Origin of the sequence: Fictibacillus sp. BK138 (genome assembly GCF_004216955.1) — a bacterium.
Lineage (GTDB): Bacteria > Bacillota > Bacilli > Bacillales > Fictibacillaceae > Fictibacillus.
On record NZ_SGXL01000001.1, the window covers coordinates 1,825,916 to 1,842,630 of the forward strand.

Consider the following 16,715-nt stretch of genomic DNA (forward strand, 5'->3'; position numbering starts at 1 on the left):
AGTCATATTTATGTTAATATCTTTTAATATAAAAACATTCAAGGAGGAGGGATAAAAGTGAAAAAAAGATATATCGTATCCTTGCTTCTTTTGTTCATTATAATCGGTACAGCTGGGTGGTACTATTATCCACAATATAAAATAAATCAAATTAAAGAAGCATCGGTTATCGTTAAAAGTGAAAATAAGGATAAGAAACAGATCACCTATCTTGAATACTTCAAAGACAATCCAAAATCAACATTCAGTCACTTAGTACTAGGTGATTCCGTTGCACAAGGGAGAGGTTCTGAAGAAGGCGGATTTGCTCAAAAAGTAAATACAAACCTAGAGAGCTTAACTGACAAAACTTTTGTTCTTGAAAACCAAGGGATTTCTGGTGCAACCAGTCAAGGTTTGCTGAATCAGCTCCAGATACCAGCTGTGCAGGAATCCGTAAGGAAAGCAGATATTATTTCGATTAATATTGGTGGCAATGATATTGTTCAAATCGCGAAAGAAGAAGGGCCTCTTAAAGCTATTCAAAGCTATGATGAAGTTAAATCCGATTACGAACAGAATTTAGAAGATATTTTTAAATTAATCCGTAATCATAATCCTGATGCTGTATTAGTGCTTAATGAATTATACAATGTCGTAAAGTCTGAGAAAAACTATTATCCAGCTACAGAAAAATTATTAAATGACTGGAATTTAATTGCTTATGAAACGGCACTTTCCCATCCTCCGTCTGTAGTGGTTCCAGTAAGTGACGCACTTCAAACAGATGATATTGATAAATGGCTCTATGACTCCATTCATCCTAATGATGAAGGCTATGACCGAATTGCCGAAAAAACAATTACAACATTTCAAAACCATTCCTATAAAAAAGCTCAATAATTTTTATGAACAGCAAGTATTATTCAATACTTTTATATCACCGTTCCAATGTTTAATCTCCGGTAAAAAATAGAATGCTGCTGCATCTTCTAGGTTATTTAAGATTCTGTCTGGATCATATAGGAATAAGAGCTTCTTACTGCCGAGCGCAATTCCCATTTCTATATGACACCCTTTTCCTCCGGGCAGAATCACGATAACCACATCTGATTCTAATACTCCTGCAAATTCTTTTACTCCGATCTCTGTCAGTGTTTCGATTGATTCCGCTCTTTCGTTCTGAGTCCAATCATATGTAAGTTTCCATCCTAGCTGTGATCGAATATCTATTGATATCTTTTGAACAAGCTCTTTATTTTTAAAACTGGATGCGATATAAAATTTCATTTGCCCTCTCCTTCATTGAAAACGTTTTAATGTAAAAATCATATTACAATCACGTAATAATGAACAGATAAACTTGCATCTAAATGTGAACATGTTAACATAGTACTTTATAAACAACAGTTAAATTTTTGAAAGAGGGGTTGCATGTTAAAATACAGAAACATTTCTTTTATTGGGGCAGGATCTATGGCAGAAGCAATGATATCAGGACTTATTAATAATGCTGGTATCTTACCTGAACGGATTACTGCAGCAAATCATTCTAATGTTGAAAGAAGATCTGAACTAATCAACAAATATGATATTCAAGCTGTTTCTTTTAATGATTTTTCATTAAATAATACAGATGTGATTATTCTTGCGGTAAAACCAAAACAAGCAGAAGAGGTTCTGCAGCAGTTAAAGCCCAATTTGCAAGACCATCATATCATTTTATCTGTTCTTGCTGGAATCTCAACACCATTTATTGAAGAGATAATTGGAAAAAGCCTCCCAGTAATTCGTGTTATGCCTAATACATCCAGTATGATTGGAGAATCCATAACCGGAATCAGCGCTGGTAAATATGTTAAAAATGAAGATTTGGATTTAGCTCAAGAATTATCGAAAGCAATTGGTAAAGTAAAAATTATATCCGAAAAACAAATGGATGTTTTCACAGGAATCGCTGGAAGCGGTCCGGCTTATTTCTACTATCTGCTAGAACATATGGAAGATGTTGCAGTTGAGAACGGACTTGATCGAGAGATGGCTAGAGATATTGCAGCACAGACTTTATATGGAGCAAGTAAAATGGTTATGCAATCAGATGATTCTCCTGCTGAGCTCCGCAAAAAGGTTACTTCACCGAACGGAACGACGGCAGCCGGTCTGGATGCTCTAGATGAAAACGGAGGCGGAAAAGCAATTGAAGCTGCTGTAGAAAATGCTGCTGAACGTTCAAAAACATTGCGCAAAGAATTTGAAAAAGTGCCTGTACTCTAAAATTTATAAAACACAAAGCTGTTATACGGCTTTGTGTTTTTTTGTTCTCTAAACATTGTAGTTTTTGGAAGTTGTTGATTTCCGGTCCAGGTACTCGCTTTCCGCGGGGCAAGCGGTGAGCCACATTCGGACGTTTCACTTTTAAGTGTCTCACCTGTCCGCCAGTCCCCTGGAGTCTCGCACCTTCCCCTACATTAAGGATGTGAATAAAATTTGGACAGGGCGTTTTAATCAGTTCCTCCTAAGGGTTATGTCGCTTTTTGTATAGTTGAATATATATATATAGAAACTATTTTGAGGTGATTTTTTTTGAAAGAGAAATCTGCGAGAATGTTCCCATATGGCGGATATGATCCTTTTTCTACTCCTTCTCCAAAAGTATTCTCCCAAAGCCATAACATCCCTGACAGACCTCCTTATGCACCAGCAGCTCCTGCTCCCACTATGCCACAGCAATATACACAAGGATTTGCACAGCCATACATGCCATATATGCCACCAATGATGCCGCCTGGATTAGCCCCTCATCCAATGATGCAGGGTATGCCATTTCAAGGAAAGCCACAGAATGCATCGATGTATCCAAGCACACAAAATTCAGGATTTAATTTTGGCAAGATGATGGGTGGAGCAAACCAAGTTATGGGTCTAGCTCAGCAAATGGGAAACATACTTTCTTTGTTTAAATAGAGCCTTTTTAAAGGCCTCTATTTTTTTTTATTAATCTAAAATATTGTTTTAAAAGATAAACTGTCTCTATTTGATGAAGTCCTGCCCAATAAGCCACCCTAATTTGAGGAGACGGTTTTGAGACTAATCGGATCTGAGAAATAATATTTTTCGAAATAGAGAACCAATCGGAAGAATGAAATGGTCCGTGATAGGTATTGTCCCACACTTCCTCAAGGTTAGGGCTGTATAGTTTTTGACTTTTTTTGGTTTTGAAAAAAGATAACTTTTCTTTTGGCGAATGGCAGGTTTGACTTTTAGAGGCACCAAATACCTCAGAATCATAATCAGAACGAGATCCAGTATGACGGTTATTACATGCAAAATGATAGACTGGTCTAAAATTGTTTCGCTGAAAGAGCATGACGTATAAGTTTTGTCCTAACACTATCCTTTTTTTTGCGCTCTCAAAACCTTGCATGGTCTTCCCTATTGACTTATTGATCGGCAATACTGGGAAAAGAATTTGTGAAAGGTGAAGCCACTCTTGCAGTTTAAAAGATAATTGGTGTTGCAACTTTTGAAACTGTTCGGTTCTAATCAAATTCTTCTCGATATGGTTTTGTTCATTAATTATTTGTGCGGATGGCAATAAAGGAGTGCGGTCGCCATCAAAAAACATCTCCCATACCCCTTCCATAAAAGTAGAAACGTTAAAGAATTTGCATAAGTGAAATAGTGAGCACTTTCTTCTTTTACTCTCTTCATATAAAAGTAGCTGAGGATATGCGTCATGAAAAATCATACTGTTCCCTTTTTCGAGGGTAAAATATAACTCTTGAATGACAGAAGGTTCTATCAGCTCAGGCAAAAATTCTCCTTTTAAATCGGTCATAAAATAACCGGCGTTCCTGGAAACCATGTGTGCTAAAAAAGACCAGTGAACTTCAGGGTGGCTTTTATAATAGGCAAGGTATGCAGCTGTTCTTGTTATATTGTTTTTGTTATGAAGTAAGGTTTCCCTTTTAATACGATCAATTAATTCTCTGTCTTTTTGAAAAGTTATAGAAAACCCTTCAGAGCGCTTCAATGATATTTTATTCCATTTCCGCTTTAATTGTTGTTCTTGATTGGTATCGATCTTCCAGATTACCTTCTGCTTTTTAATCATAAAAAGAGAATGCATGATAATATGCAGCGGAATAAGTGTCAATTTTGTATAAAATCTTTTAGAGGTTCCCAATATTAACACCTTCCTTTATTCACAATGTATGAAAAGAAAAGGTTTATAACACAAAAAAAACACCCTTAACAAGTAAGGATGCTTCTTCATTTATTTTGAGGCAACGCCACCGGACAGCAAAAATTTCATTGCTTCTTCTGGCTTTACATCCAGTATTTTTACTCTATTCTTTGGAACTAAAAATGTAAAACCTGCTATCTGAAAGGTTTGTGGAATATAGACTGCAACGTGATCGGCGAGTTCGTCTCCTAGACTGCTTACATCCTCTGTTGTGACAAATCCTACACTTTTCATATTAAGCTCTGGATATTCGATAAGAACAACGATTGAGAAAGAACGTTTTTCACCAAAGAGTGAATGAACCGTATCCTTTATCACTGTATATACCGTTTTCACAAAAGGTGTTTTTTCAAGTACTCGATCAATAAGTCTAAATATCTTGCCTGATATATACTGTGTAGACATCCATCCTAAAACCGTTATTAAGACAATGGTTGATACGAGACCAATTCCAGGAATATAGTCTTCTTTTAATACATCTTTTAATAAGTTTCCAAGAATACTGTCTAAGAAACCAAAGATCTTGTAAATAATATAGACCGCTAACACGATCGGAAGGATTGTTAATAACCCATTAATAAAATATTTGAGTAAAGTCTTCATGTTTTCCTCTAACGTTTTTTAAGATTTCATCGCAGAAGTATTTAGCTGGATTTGAGTTTTAAACTGTTTTTGTAATTCTGCAGTTACAGGTCCAATTTTATATGTTTGTTCTTTTTCCCCTTTTAACTGAACAACGGGGGTTACTTCCATCGTTGTACTCGTAATAAATACTTCCTCTGCATGAATTAATTCTTCTACTGTAAATGATTCCTCTACTACTGGAATTTGAAGGCTTTCAGCAATTTTAAGAACCACCTGTCTTGTAATCCCATTTAAAATGAGGTTTGTAGCAGGATGAGTTTTTAGCATCCCATCTTTAACAATAAAAACATTGGATGATGAACCTTCCGTAACAGTCCCATCCCTGTGCTGGATTGCTTCCTGACAGTCCGAATCTGCAGCTTTTCTTTTAGCCATTACATTACCAAGCAGATTTAAACTTTTAATATCACAGCGCAGCCAGCGGATATCTTCTGTCAGATATGTTTGAATTCCGTTGGATTGAGATTTTTCAATGGAATCTAAAGAAACAGATTTAGCAAACCCCGTAACTACACTCTGCATATTACGTTCATACAAGTGGTTGCGAGGTGCAACCCCTCTTGTCATTTGAATATAAACCATTCCGTTCACAATATTATTTTTCGTTATTAGTTCTTCTGTCAGATGTTTAAAGGTTGAAATATCATAAGGCATTGCAAGTTCTAGTTTATTTGCGCTTTGCTCAAACCGTTCAAAATGCTCATTAAATGCAAATGGCTTTTTGTCGTATACAAAAACAACTTCATAGATGCCATCTCCAAATAAATACCCTCTATCTTCGGGATCTACAGGTATTGAGCCGCTTTTAATAATCTGATCATGATATAAAACGTATGAATTTTCCATGTATTAACCACCTCATCTATATAGTATGTATGCAATTGAGCTTTCATCTACTGTAAATGAAAAAGTGACTCCCTTCAAGAGTCACTTTATTACAAATATATATTTTATTGAATAGCACCGCCAGCTTGTTCGTATCTTGCCATAAATTCTTGTTTGAATTGGTTCGTAATGGATAAGTCATGAATCCACAATGCATTTTCGTCATTTACATCGTTACCGTTTGTACTCCAGTTTGTAGAACCCGTAATAACTAACGGGTCACTGGAAGTATCCGCATCAATGATAAAGTATTTATGATGAAGTTTTCTTGATTCCTTATCCATATAAACGGGAGCAGGATTATTCCAGCGTGTATTAGGGTTGTTTGTACTCGTTTGTGAAGCAGTTCTTCCTGTCATATCCACTGAGGCTGACCACCACATATTCCAGAATGAATCATCAAAAACCCCTTTGATATCAAAGCCAGTCAGTGTACCTTCCATATCTTGAGGAGAGCCTTCCCATTTGACTTTCAGTGTATCCACAAGTGCTTGGTCGGACCATGCAAATATACTGAAATACGCACTTTGATCAGCTGATGTTTCAATAGTCTCATTCATTTTAGGGACTGCATTATCACCAGGAGAGAAATACACTTCTATCACTTTGCCTCCTACTGTAACTTGATGCGGTGTATTATCTGTTTTGCGAGATCCAAAGTTAGAAACTTCAGGATTTGGCTGCAAATCAGTACTTCCCCACATTTCATCAAATTCAGTCTTATATATGGATGAGAGTTCAGTTGAATGTAATTCAATTGAATGATTGGAGTTCCCATCTAATATTCCAGACTCCCTGTTCTCATCTGTACCGTAAAGCCCTGTAGTGGTGAAGTTCCAGCTTCCTGTAAATACCCATTTCCCATCAATTATCAGATATTTATTATGCATCTGATCATCTGGTGAATAATAAGCATTTGTATCTTTGGACTCCCCATCAACAAGCATGTGGCCTGTTTGGCTGCCGCTGCCTACACTCACTGTGCGCAGTGTGAAATCCTGATAACCAGATTGAGGTAGATTATACTGAGATCGTTTAGTGGAATCCTCTACAGCGAAGATAATTGAATCCGAAAAAATATGAACATCATCAGCAGTGTTAACTGCTCCGTCTTTTCCTCTCGTTAATTTCTCCAAATAAAGTTTCATAAGTTCATATCTTGCATCATGCTCAGCATCACTTAATGGCTTTGCGTCAGCGATCATACGAACTGTAACACCTGCAGCAGCCTTTTCGATTAAAGCATTGACTACGTTTGGAAGATTGATCTCATATGTAGCGATATCAATAGATTCTGTTGCTTCGTTAATCCGGTTAATCAAACGGTTTTCTAAGTTCACATTATAGTTTGCAGAATTACCAGGTGTTGCAAACTGAGTTAATGCACTTTTATTAAAATAAACATTTATGGCTCCCGCTTCATTACTAATATTATTTAATTGTTCTGGCTGACCGTTTGACGTACCACTTACTGTTCCAGGTGTTCCAAATCCTGCGTCATAGTTTACAGTTGCAGTCTGCCAGTTTTGAGAATCATCACCAGATCCAGAAGGGCTTATTCTTTCCATCGTTGCTCTTGATGCTGAATCACCAGCATACCAGCTTGAAATGGTATCAATGGTTTGATTAGCTCCATCTATTAGTTCTAGAATTTCCCCGGTATTTGAAAGAGCGCCAGTATAAATCTGATCCGCTGTTATTCCGGGAACTGTTGAATCATTAGTTCTTTCGAGTAGATAAGTGTCTCCGGGGCTGATGGAGCCAGAAAGCTGCACAGTAGGAGTTCCGTCAGAAGCTTTAAGTGTCCACCCATCTAGCTCGATGACTTCGTTTGTCGGATTATACAGTTCAACCCATTCGTCGTTTGCATCTATGGTTGTACCCATCCATGCTACTTCAGATATGACTGGACCTGCAATTGTTCCTGCAGCACTTACAGGTGAACTAGACGGTGATTGAACTGAAATAGCTGAAGTTAATATTACAAATGCGGATATACAATTTTTCCATTTCATAAAACAAACCCCTTTTAATGATTTTATAAAGCCAAAAAAATCATAGCATACGAAAGCTAAGGAGTTAGCAAGCATTTTCAATTGTAAATAAAATTGCTCCTAAAGAACTTTTTATATAAAAGTTTTGTGAAGTTTTTGAGTATAAGGACCTACTAACTTTGTTATAGAACATATTTCAGGTCGCTGTTTATGGAGTAATTCAATTCACATCTCCTTTTTAAAGAAGGTATTTTTACATGTGGACAAATTTCCATAAAATGGTTAAATATGTGATTAACCCGCTTTTTTATGTGATAATTCCATAATTTTATGTGATTAGCATTAGATCACTGATCCTGTATACTCGCTGTCCTCGGGGTGCATGTTTCCTCTTCACATGCCTTAAGAGATGTACAAATAAGTGGTTGTTTTAAAAATAAATCTTAAAATAAAAAGACCGCTCTTTTCTGCGGTCTTTACATTATTGTTTAACGGTCTTAACAACTTTATTGTCTTTAACAGTTACCATATAAAATTCATCGTCCATTTCAATTAAAAAATCTTCATCATATTGCTCTTTAAGTTCTTCTTCTATTTTAAAAGGTTTTTTAAAATGATCGTCGATTACATTAAGGCGTTCTTTTCTAGTATTTTCACGATTAATTGTATCAAATACAAAATAAGCTAAAAAGATAACTCCTGCGACAATAATGATTTTTGCTGTTTTACTCAATTTAAGAATCCCCTTCCCCTTTTCTCCAAAAACAAGTATAACCTAAAAACGTTAAAACAAAAACACCTGGCTTAAGACCAGGTGTTCAATGTTATTTCCACCATGTATCATGAACGGAGGCAGGAGGATTTCGTTTATGCATGGTTTGTATGAATCGTTTTTCAATTTTTTCTTTTGAGGATGCCGAAATTTCTTTTCCTTCTAAATAATCATCGATTTCTTCATATGTTACCCCTAATGCCGTTTCATCTGGAATAAGTGGTTTGTCATCTTCTAAATCAGCTGTAGGCACTTTTAAATAAAGGCGTTTGTCAGCTCCTAAGTGCTTTAATAAAGCTCTGCCTTGTCTCTTGTTAAGTCCGAATAAAGGTACGAGGTCACATGCACCGTCGCCGTGTTTAGTGAAAAAACCAGTAATCGCTTCTGCCGCATGGTCTGTTCCGATTACAAGACATTGATAGGCACCAGCTATATCGTATTGCACTTTCATTCTTTCCCTTGCCTTCGTATTTCCTTTAAGAAAGTTATTTAATTCTTTATCAGTTGCATCTTTAAAATTTTTTACTGATGCATCAACTGCTGCTTTAATATTGACTGTAAGAGAAAGATCAGGATTAATAAATTTCATTGCTTGTTGTGCATCTTCTTCATCTTTTTGTTCACCATATGGAAGTCGTACAGCAATAAATGAATAATCGTTACCTGTTTCCTCTCTTAGCTGTTCCATTGCGAGCTGAGCTAATTTACCTGCTAGAGTAGAATCCTGTCCACCGCTAATACCTAGAACATAACCTTTCGCACCTGTTTTTTTTACATAATCTTTCAAAAACTGTATTCTTTGATTAATTTCATTATCAATATCTATTTCAGGTTTTACTAATAACTCTTCAATAATTTTTTGCTGCAAATCCAATTATATCGCCACCTTATTGAGTGTGTATTTTTAATTCATTTCCACAATTTAAAGGATCTTAATCAAATTTATAATCTTTTTCTAATTGAAAAAGGCATTCCAGTGAACGTTTAGCCCAATCACTATTATCTTCCTTAAGTTGAGTTATGTAATTGCTTAAAGCCGTTCGTAAAGATTGTTTATATTCAGGTAGATTCCCATCATATTCTTTAATCGTATGAATCGGCACCCATGTTCTTTCTCCATGGCTTAAAGCTCTTCTTTCCTGAAAAAATGGAACATCAGCTGTCTTGGGATTATGAAGGTCTCCTTGCCAAGGATGTGATACAACTGCCAGAACTTTTAGGAGTACCATTTGATTTCTTTCGTCTTCTGCTTCACCTATATATTGCCCTGTTTTATAACTGGCAAGCACTAACTTTTTATTTGCTGTCATTCTTTTTCGCCTCCAATGCATCTATCTCTTTTGATACAGTAAAAGCTAGGTCCTCGTTCCCGAATAAAGATAAAACTTGTAGAAGTGTTTCATTAGTAATATCTTCGGCCTCTTCTTTTGCTACAGTCTGCTCAAGCATATGCATAACATATTCGTTATTACCTTGGTCAGGATAAGCTTTTAAATAGACAGCTTTTGGATCAAGTCCATTATTTACACACCACTGGGCATAAATAATGATCATCATTCCTTCATCTTTCTGATAATTATTGATTACTTTTTCAGAGATTTCATTTGCACGGTTCACATTTGTTCCCCCTAGTACTAGTTGAGTTGTTATAGTTAACTTTAAAACAGGCAAATAGAAAAAGCCAGTATATATACTGGCTTATGTTTAAACGTTCTGTTGTTCTTTGCTTTCTGTTTCGTATCGGTTACGAGGATGCTCCAAACATTCCTTTGTGCATGAACGTTTATGTTTTACTTCACAATCCGTACAGCACACATGCTGTTTATTGCACTCTGGATTTGCGCAGTTTACGTATCGATCTTCTGTTTTACCGCAATAATAACATGTAGCGATAACTACATCTTCTTCAGTGCGATTAATTGGCACGGAGATGCGCTCGTCAAATACGTAACATTTACCGTTCCAGTATCGTCCTTGTACTTCAGGATCTTTTCCATAGGTTACGATACCGCCTTCCAGCTGTGAAACATCTTTAAAGCCTTCTTGCAGAAGGAAACCAGAGAACTTTTCGCAACGGATTCCTCCTGTACAATATGTTAATACTTTCTTATCTTTAAATTCGCTTAAGTTTTCACGGACCCATTTTGGGAAATCGCGTGAAGCTTTTACATCAGGTTTAATAGCACCTTTGAAATGGCCGATTTCGTACTCATAGTCATTACGGCCATCGATTACGATTACATCTTCATCTTGAAGTGCTTCATAAAACTCTTTTGGCGACAATCGTTTACCCGAAAGCTGATTCGGATTCACATCTTCTTCAAAGCGCCAAGTTACCAGTTCTTTTTTATGACGAACAAATATTTTCTTGAATGTATGTTCTTCAACTTCATCTATTTTAAAAACCATATCTTCAAAGCGAGGGTCTGCTTTTAAGTGGTCCATATAGATTTGTGTTTGTTCAAATGTACCTGAAACTGTCCCGTTGATTCCTTCTGGCGCAACAATGATACGTCCAAGAAGTCCTAAATCCTTACAAAACTTTAAATGTTCGTCCTTAAAGCTCTCTGGATCATCAATCGGTACATACTTATAATACAAAAGTACTCTCATTTTTTCTGACATTAATAATCACCAACCTGCAACGTTAGTTTATTTATGACGCCAAATAAAAAACCACCGGTCCCAATTGCCATTCCCCGTGGTGAGTACCGGAATTACCGATAATCATATATTCAATTGGAAAGTGGCGCGCCCACCAGGATTCGAACCCAGAATACGAGAGCCGAAATCTCGTGTGATATCCATTTCACTATAGGCGCTAATTACCGTCACGATTAATATCATAAACAATAAATAGAAATAAAACAAGCTTTTTTTACAACAATTATATACGGTTACCTTAATTTACTAAGTTTAATGGAGTGATTTTTTCTTCTGTACTTTGATAGACGGTTATTAACGGTTCTTCTGGATGCCATTTGAAGATACCTTTTTCTCCATTTAAAATAGCAGGAAAATGAAGTGTAGATGAAAATGCATCTTCAAACCATACACCATGAGAAAGAATATTGGAGATGAAAATTTCTGCTTCCAATTCCATGTATTGAATTCTTTTTTCCCATTCTGCTTTTTCATCTGCATTTAAATGCGGCTCGACCTGCTGGAACGATTCGTACCAAAGATCAAATTCTCTTTGCAGGTTATGAAGTGAATCAAATTCCTTTGACAGTATCGGCAGCAGCTGATTCGCTTCTTCTAATGTATAACGTTTCATAAATCATGCTCCTTCATATTCTTGTCAGTATTATAACAAATGAAGGTAAATATGCACACTAAAAACGGCAAGAAGAAAACCTTTTGGTTTCCCAAAAGGCTAAATGGTAAGGCACATTTCTTTTTTCGGATTCTTTAAGTCCAAGTAAAAATCTCTAACCGTTTCGTCCTCAAGCAGTTCAGGAAAATCTCTTCTGTATTCTGAACTGATTAAAATTTGTTCTACTAGATCGACAGAACCTTTTCTAAGAAGAAGCCTCAATGTTAACCATTTGTCCCTTTTGGATTTTAAATGAAATTTTGTAATAAACAACATGATTCTATCATCACAAGTGAACGTCTTTTCTTTTTCTTTTCGTAAATTAATATGAGATACCGTTTTCATAGAGAAACACCCTCCTTTAATTTGCGAGCTCTTAATACCATTATTATTCAGTTTTTTCTGAAATATACTTGTCCATGTAATTAATCTAGCTTTTTTATGGACGGGTATTAATAGAACAGCCAACATTTGCCTCAACACTCTTTATTTGATTAAATAACTTTATAAAGCAAATAACTAGGAGCTGTGTTTAATGAAAAAACTTCAAAGTGAAATTGTACTGGGTAATTTTCATTCCATTTTATCGGAATCTGACACATGGAAAATGGGAGGTTTCCCTCTTCCTGATGGATCCTTCCATGAGTTTAGAGAACCGGAAGCAGTTGTGATCGTAAGAAATGATGAATTATATGTCAGAGTTAATCCATTTACTAAAAACCACCCTTCTGTTCAATTTTTAGATAATGCAAAGCACATGTATTATTCGAAAGAACCAGTGAAAGTCCCTGAAGAAGGAAGCATCGCATTTAAGTGGAAAATGCGGTCACGGCCAATCGGCACGAATCCTGGCGATTTATATGATGGATTTGTTTCTGTAAATTTATTAGATTTCACAACGGGTGCAGCACTTGATTTCTTTGCAGGCAATGACCAGTATGCGAGTGTATATGCAGTCCTCCCTTTTCCGGGTGTACAAGTGCCTGAAACGAATAAAACGAGATATTTTTGTATCTTTAAAGAAGAATCAGCATTTAAGCGTAGAGAATGGAATGAGTATGAGATCTGTTATAATCGTGCAACCGATGAAGTTGTTTTTTCAGTGAATGGTGATGCAGTGAGAATCGAGAAAAATGTCCCGATCAAGTTTAATGAATTTACAGTTGCACTTGGTTTAATGACTGAGAAAGATTTATCTCCTGAAGGAAGTACTTCGCTTCATGGACAAGGTATCATTGGCGAATGGACACCAATGAAAATCTCAATAGAAGACTGATACAGCAATTCGGCTAATTCTCTTAAAGGTCTGCATGATACGGGCCTTTTTTTATGTATTCTAGCAATAATATGAAAATTCCTTTTTTTGTGACAGTTTTATATAATAAGTAATGAGTAAATAAGAGAGGAAGCGGCAAAATGTCACAAATAAACCTATTTCAGATTGAAGAATTGACACTGGATCAGCTACAAACTTATTTTAAAAATGAGGAATTGACGTCATTCGATCTTGTTAAACACTATTTGAAACGAATAGCATTGTACGATAAGTCAGGTCCATCTATCAATTCCATTCTAGAAGTAAACCCAGAGGCGTTATTTATTGCCCGCAATTTGGATGCTGAGCGAAAAAACGGCAAAATTCGAGGTCCTTTACATGGTGTACCTGTGATAATTAAGGATAATATCGATACTGATGATCAGATGCATACAAGCGCCGGTTCATTAGCCCTTCAAAATCATTACGCAAATAAGGATGCGTTCATTGTACAAAAACTTAGAGATGCAGGAGCCATCATTCTCGGTAAAGCTAATATGACAGAATGGGCAAATTTCATGGCTTATAATATGCCGAATGGCTTCAGTTCCAGGGGTGGAAAAGTGTTAAATCCTTATGGTCCCGGTGTCCTTGATGTAAGTGGTTCGAGTTCCGGGTCAGGAGCAGCGGTAGCCTGTAATTTTGCGATGCTTGCAGTTGGAACGGAAACTTCTGGCTCTATCCTCTGCCCGGCAGGTAATAACAATATTGTTGGGATCAAACCAACAGTAGGTCTTGTTTCAAGAACAGGAATCATCCCTATTTCTATTAGCCAGGATACAGCGGGACCAATGGCGAGAAATGTAAAGGATGCTGCAGTTTTGCTGGAAATATTAGCAGGCTGTGACTCTGAAGATGCTGCTACTCATTGTGCACCATCTGCCACATCCTACACGGATGGACTTACAAATACATCATTAAAGGGAAAAAGATTAGGAGTTACGTACGATTTTTGTATAAAAAACTTAAATGAAAATCAAAAATTGGTGTTTGACCAAGCCCTTTTTGACCTTAAAAAAGAAGGAGCCGAGATTGTTTATCTGGATCAAATCTCTCCATTAGAGAAAGGCCGGTTTGATTATAACGTTTTATTGCATGAATTTAAATCAGGTATTAATAATTACCTGAAGACAGTATCCCCTTCCTTAGGTTTACAGACGTTATCAGATATCATCGCTTATAACGAAAAACATAAAGAAGATTGTCTAAAACATAATCAAGAATTATTGGTTGAGAGTGACCTGACAGAAGGAACATTAACAAGCCCTGATTATTTGAAGTCTAGGTTGAATGACTTAGAGAATACACAAAATAATGGAATTGACTTAGTCATGCAAGAAAATCAGCTTGATGCACTTATCAGTCCTAATGATGTTTGGTATGGCATTCCTGCAAAAGCGGGCTACCCTTCCATTTCAGTTCCTTCAGGATTTGATGAAGATGGAATGCCTTTAAGCATCATTTTTACTGCAGAAGCATTCTCCGAGAAAAAACTGATCGAGTTTGCATATGCATATGAACAAGCAACCCAAAAGCGTAAACCGATTGAGCTCAAATAAAAAAGAACCGGGGACTTTCCCCGGTTTTTGGTTTTGGCAGCTCGTATTTAACGTTGGTTCATGTCTATAATTCTTATGCAAAACATGTCCGTGAAAAAAGGTTCATACCATTATACGATTTTCTTTAATGCAGAGATTGCCTGTTCAATATCTTCAAAACTCACATCATAATGAGTCGTTAATCGAATTTGACCTTCACCAAAAGATACAGCAAGAACACCTTCTCTTTTTAGATCGTTTAAAAATTCTTCATTCGATTTATGGGTCTTTTCGATATTTACTATCACGATGTTTGTGTCTGGTCTATTTTTTAAGGAAAGTCCGTTAATCTCTTCAATAGCATCAGCTAGCCGTAATGCTTTTTCATGATCTTCAGCTAATCGATCTACCATTTCAGTTAATGAAATTATACCACTCGCTGCTAAAAAACCTGCCTGTCTTAAACCGCCTCCTAATCGTTTTCTCCATTTTCTAGCTTTTTGTATCAGCTCTTTATTTCCAGCTAAGAGTGATCCGACTGGAGAACCTAAACCTTTGGATAAACAAACCTGAACGGAATCACAATATTGTGTATAATCGGTGACCTTTTTATTGGAAGCTACTGCCGCATTAAATAATCTTGCACCATCTATATGTACAGGTATAGATGCCTGTTTGGCTACCTCAAAGATCTCTTTCATATTCTCTGTTGAAACAATCGAGCCTCCTGAACGGTTATGTGTGTTTTCAAGACAGATCAAGGAAGTATCAGGAAAATGAATATCCTCTGACCGAACAGCGCTCTTAACTTCTTTTGGATCCATCGCCCCTTTTATCCCCTTAATTACACGGGGTTGAACTCCAGCTAATGCTGAAATCGCCCCTCCTTCATAAAAGAAGATGTGAGACTCAGATTCTACGATAATTTCATCGCCGGGTGAACAATAACCAAGGACAGCTAATTGATTTCCCTGTGTTCCGCTTGTAACAAATAGTGCGTCTTCCTTGCCAAGCATTTCTGCTGCCAGTTCTTCTAGCTGGTTTATGGTTGGGTCCTCTCCGTAAACATCATCCCCTACCGTTGCTTCAAAAATAGCTTGTCTCATTCTTTTAGTCGGTTGTGTAAGTGTATCGCTTCTTAAATCAATCATTCTATCACCTCTAATTTAATTATTCTTCTCAATGACTCCATATAAAAAGCTGGCGTTTCTCTGAATTACTTTGAATCCAAGCTCTTCAAATTTACTGCTGTTTCTGCTGTCTTTCATTACCACTCGCTGTGATGCAACTCGTATAGCTTCATCAATAACTTCTGGTGTGATCACACGATAATCAGCACTCCCTTTTAATCCTTGAATTCCAGGTGATTGGATACTTGATTCAAACATGGGATCAAAATATACAACATCAAAACAGTTATCTGCTGCCTTTTTTAAGAATTCATAATGATCACTATGAATGACTTCAATGCGGCGCATTGCATCATTCATATCTTTTATACTGCTATCCCATACTTTCAAACCGCTCCGTACAACAAATGAAATAGCCCTACTGCTCTCGATTCCAGTCACCTTTCCATTTTCACCGGCTACTAAACTTGCAACAATAGAATCAGAACCGAGTCCAAGAGTACAATCGAGTAATGACATACCCGTGTTTAATTTTGCTGCTTCAATTAATGAATCTTTATCGCCCCTAAGTAGTTGCTTTACCCTAAACATAGAGGAATTAGGATGAAAGAAGAAAGGAGAACTCCCGTCTTTCGGGTGATAAGAAATTTTATCTACTCCGATCATTAGAACATTATCGTTATATTTTTCAATAATTGATGATATAGAATGACGTCCTCTATCTACAAATGAGCTATTTAATAATTGTGCAGTTTCTTTTGCTTTCTCATATATTCTTTCAGCATTTTTTCCTGCGGTTGTCACTATCATTAAGATCATCCTGTCTAAAAAATAATTGCTTTAACATATTTCGTATTATTTGCATATCTCTTGGAACAAACCTAAAATATGGGAA

At 36.5% G+C, this 16,715-nt stretch carries 19 protein-coding genes and 1 tRNA gene; 5 read left to right on the top strand and 15 right to left on the bottom strand.

Annotation, left to right across the window (positions count from 1 at the left end; genetic code table 11):
- Window positions 1-57 precede the first annotated feature (57 nt).
- Window positions 58-882, top strand: coding sequence for a GDSL-type esterase/lipase family protein (locus tag EV282_RS08995; protein ID WP_165389405.1), 825 nt, complete (start codon window positions 58-60; stop codon window positions 880-882).
- 3 nt (window positions 883-885) lie between these two features.
- Here EV282_RS08995 and EV282_RS09000 read toward each other — a convergent pair whose 3' ends face one another.
- Complete coding sequence (locus EV282_RS09000) at window positions 886-1,269, bottom strand: group-specific protein (protein ID WP_130295521.1); 384 nt, start codon at window positions 1,267-1,269, stop codon at window positions 886-888.
- A 144-nt stretch (window positions 1,270-1,413) separates the two neighbouring features.
- Here EV282_RS09000 and proC point away from each other — a divergent pair, with 144 nt between their 5' ends.
- Together proC and EV282_RS09010 are read left to right on the top strand one after the other, a co-directional pair.
- Window positions 1,414-2,253 carry a pyrroline-5-carboxylate reductase gene (gene proC / locus EV282_RS09005; protein WP_130295522.1) on the top strand — a complete coding sequence of 280 codons (840 nt, stop codon included), beginning with the start codon at window positions 1,414-1,416 and terminating at the stop codon, window positions 2,251-2,253.
- A 309-nt stretch (window positions 2,254-2,562) separates the two neighbouring features.
- On the top strand, window positions 2,563-2,943 hold the full coding sequence (locus EV282_RS09010) for a hypothetical protein (protein WP_130295523.1): 381 nt from the start codon (window positions 2,563-2,565) through the stop codon (window positions 2,941-2,943).
- Window positions 2,944-2,950: 7 nt separating this feature from the next.
- Here EV282_RS09010 and EV282_RS09015 read toward each other — a convergent pair whose 3' ends face one another.
- The 12 genes from EV282_RS09015 to EV282_RS09070 all read right to left on the bottom strand — a co-directional run bounded on the left by EV282_RS09015 (window position 2,951) and on the right by EV282_RS09070 (window position 12,182).
- Window positions 2,951-4,108 (bottom strand): DUF2515 family protein, encoded by a 1,158-nt coding sequence (locus EV282_RS09015; RefSeq protein WP_347400198.1) that lies wholly within the window; start codon window positions 4,106-4,108, stop codon window positions 2,951-2,953.
- 147 nt (window positions 4,109-4,255) lie between these two features.
- The gene (locus EV282_RS09020; protein WP_130295525.1) at window positions 4,256-4,828 is read right to left on the bottom strand and encodes a DUF502 domain-containing protein; all 573 of its coding nucleotides are present in this window, start codon (window positions 4,826-4,828) and stop codon (window positions 4,256-4,258) included.
- 18 nt (window positions 4,829-4,846) lie between these two features.
- Complete coding sequence (gene dat / locus EV282_RS09025; protein WP_130295526.1) at window positions 4,847-5,716, bottom strand: D-amino-acid transaminase; 870 nt, start codon at window positions 5,714-5,716, stop codon at window positions 4,847-4,849.
- A gap of 104 nt (window positions 5,717-5,820) precedes the next feature.
- A complete protein-coding gene (locus tag EV282_RS09030) occupies window positions 5,821-7,770 on the bottom strand; it encodes a phospholipase D-like domain-containing protein (protein WP_130295527.1) in 1,950 nt (649 codons plus the stop codon).
- Window positions 7,771-8,230: 460 nt separating this feature from the next.
- The gene (locus EV282_RS09035) at window positions 8,231-8,482 is read right to left on the bottom strand and encodes a hypothetical protein (RefSeq protein ID WP_130295528.1); all 252 of its coding nucleotides are present in this window, start codon (window positions 8,480-8,482) and stop codon (window positions 8,231-8,233) included.
- A gap of 91 nt (window positions 8,483-8,573) precedes the next feature.
- Window positions 8,574-9,389: an ammonia-dependent NAD(+) synthetase gene (gene nadE / locus EV282_RS09040; RefSeq protein WP_130296942.1), complete on the bottom strand. Its 816-nt coding sequence runs from the start codon at window positions 9,387-9,389 to the stop codon at window positions 8,574-8,576.
- A gap of 64 nt (window positions 9,390-9,453) precedes the next feature.
- Complete coding sequence (locus tag EV282_RS09045) at window positions 9,454-9,831, bottom strand: kinase-associated lipoprotein B (RefSeq protein WP_130295529.1); 378 nt, start codon at window positions 9,829-9,831, stop codon at window positions 9,454-9,456.
- Entirely contained in the window at window positions 9,818-10,138 is a 321-nt protein-coding gene (locus EV282_RS09050; protein WP_130295530.1) for a hypothetical protein, read from the bottom strand. Before EV282_RS09050 ends, EV282_RS09045 begins: the two co-directional genes overlap by 14 nt.
- Window positions 10,139-10,225: 87 nt before the next feature.
- Window positions 10,226-11,146, bottom strand: coding sequence for a rhodanese-related sulfurtransferase (locus EV282_RS09055; RefSeq protein WP_130295531.1), 921 nt, complete (start codon window positions 11,144-11,146; stop codon window positions 10,226-10,228).
- A 122-nt stretch (window positions 11,147-11,268) separates the two neighbouring features.
- Window positions 11,269-11,343: transfer RNA gene (locus tag EV282_RS09060), tRNA-Arg, on the bottom strand.
- Between the two features lie 80 nt (window positions 11,344-11,423).
- Window positions 11,424-11,798 (bottom strand): DUF2203 domain-containing protein, encoded by a 375-nt coding sequence (locus EV282_RS09065; RefSeq protein ID WP_077364381.1) that lies wholly within the window; start codon window positions 11,796-11,798, stop codon window positions 11,424-11,426.
- A gap of 99 nt (window positions 11,799-11,897) precedes the next feature.
- Window positions 11,898-12,182 (bottom strand): hypothetical protein, encoded by a 285-nt coding sequence (locus tag EV282_RS09070; protein ID WP_130295532.1) that lies wholly within the window; start codon window positions 12,180-12,182, stop codon window positions 11,898-11,900.
- Window positions 12,183-12,372: 190 nt separating this feature from the next.
- On the opposite strand from EV282_RS09070, the gene EV282_RS09075 reads away from it, so the two are divergent.
- Both EV282_RS09075 and EV282_RS09080 read left to right on the top strand, forming a co-directional pair.
- On the top strand, window positions 12,373-13,113 hold the full coding sequence (locus EV282_RS09075) for a DUF6081 family protein (RefSeq protein ID WP_130295533.1): 741 nt from the start codon (window positions 12,373-12,375) through the stop codon (window positions 13,111-13,113).
- 140 nt (window positions 13,114-13,253) lie between these two features.
- Complete coding sequence (locus EV282_RS09080; RefSeq protein WP_130295534.1) at window positions 13,254-14,711, top strand: amidase family protein; 1,458 nt, start codon at window positions 13,254-13,256, stop codon at window positions 14,709-14,711.
- Between the two features lie 110 nt (window positions 14,712-14,821).
- Here the strand turns inward: EV282_RS09080 and ltaE are convergent, their stop codons facing one another.
- Window positions 14,822-15,841, bottom strand: a complete 1,020-nt coding sequence (gene ltaE, locus EV282_RS09085; RefSeq protein WP_130295535.1) for a low-specificity L-threonine aldolase — start codon at window positions 15,839-15,841, stop codon at window positions 14,822-14,824.
- Between the two features lie 15 nt (window positions 15,842-15,856).
- Window positions 15,857-16,630 (bottom strand): class I SAM-dependent methyltransferase, encoded by a 774-nt coding sequence (locus EV282_RS09090; protein ID WP_130295536.1) that lies wholly within the window; start codon window positions 16,628-16,630, stop codon window positions 15,857-15,859.
- Between the last annotated feature and the right edge of the window lie 85 nt (window positions 16,631-16,715).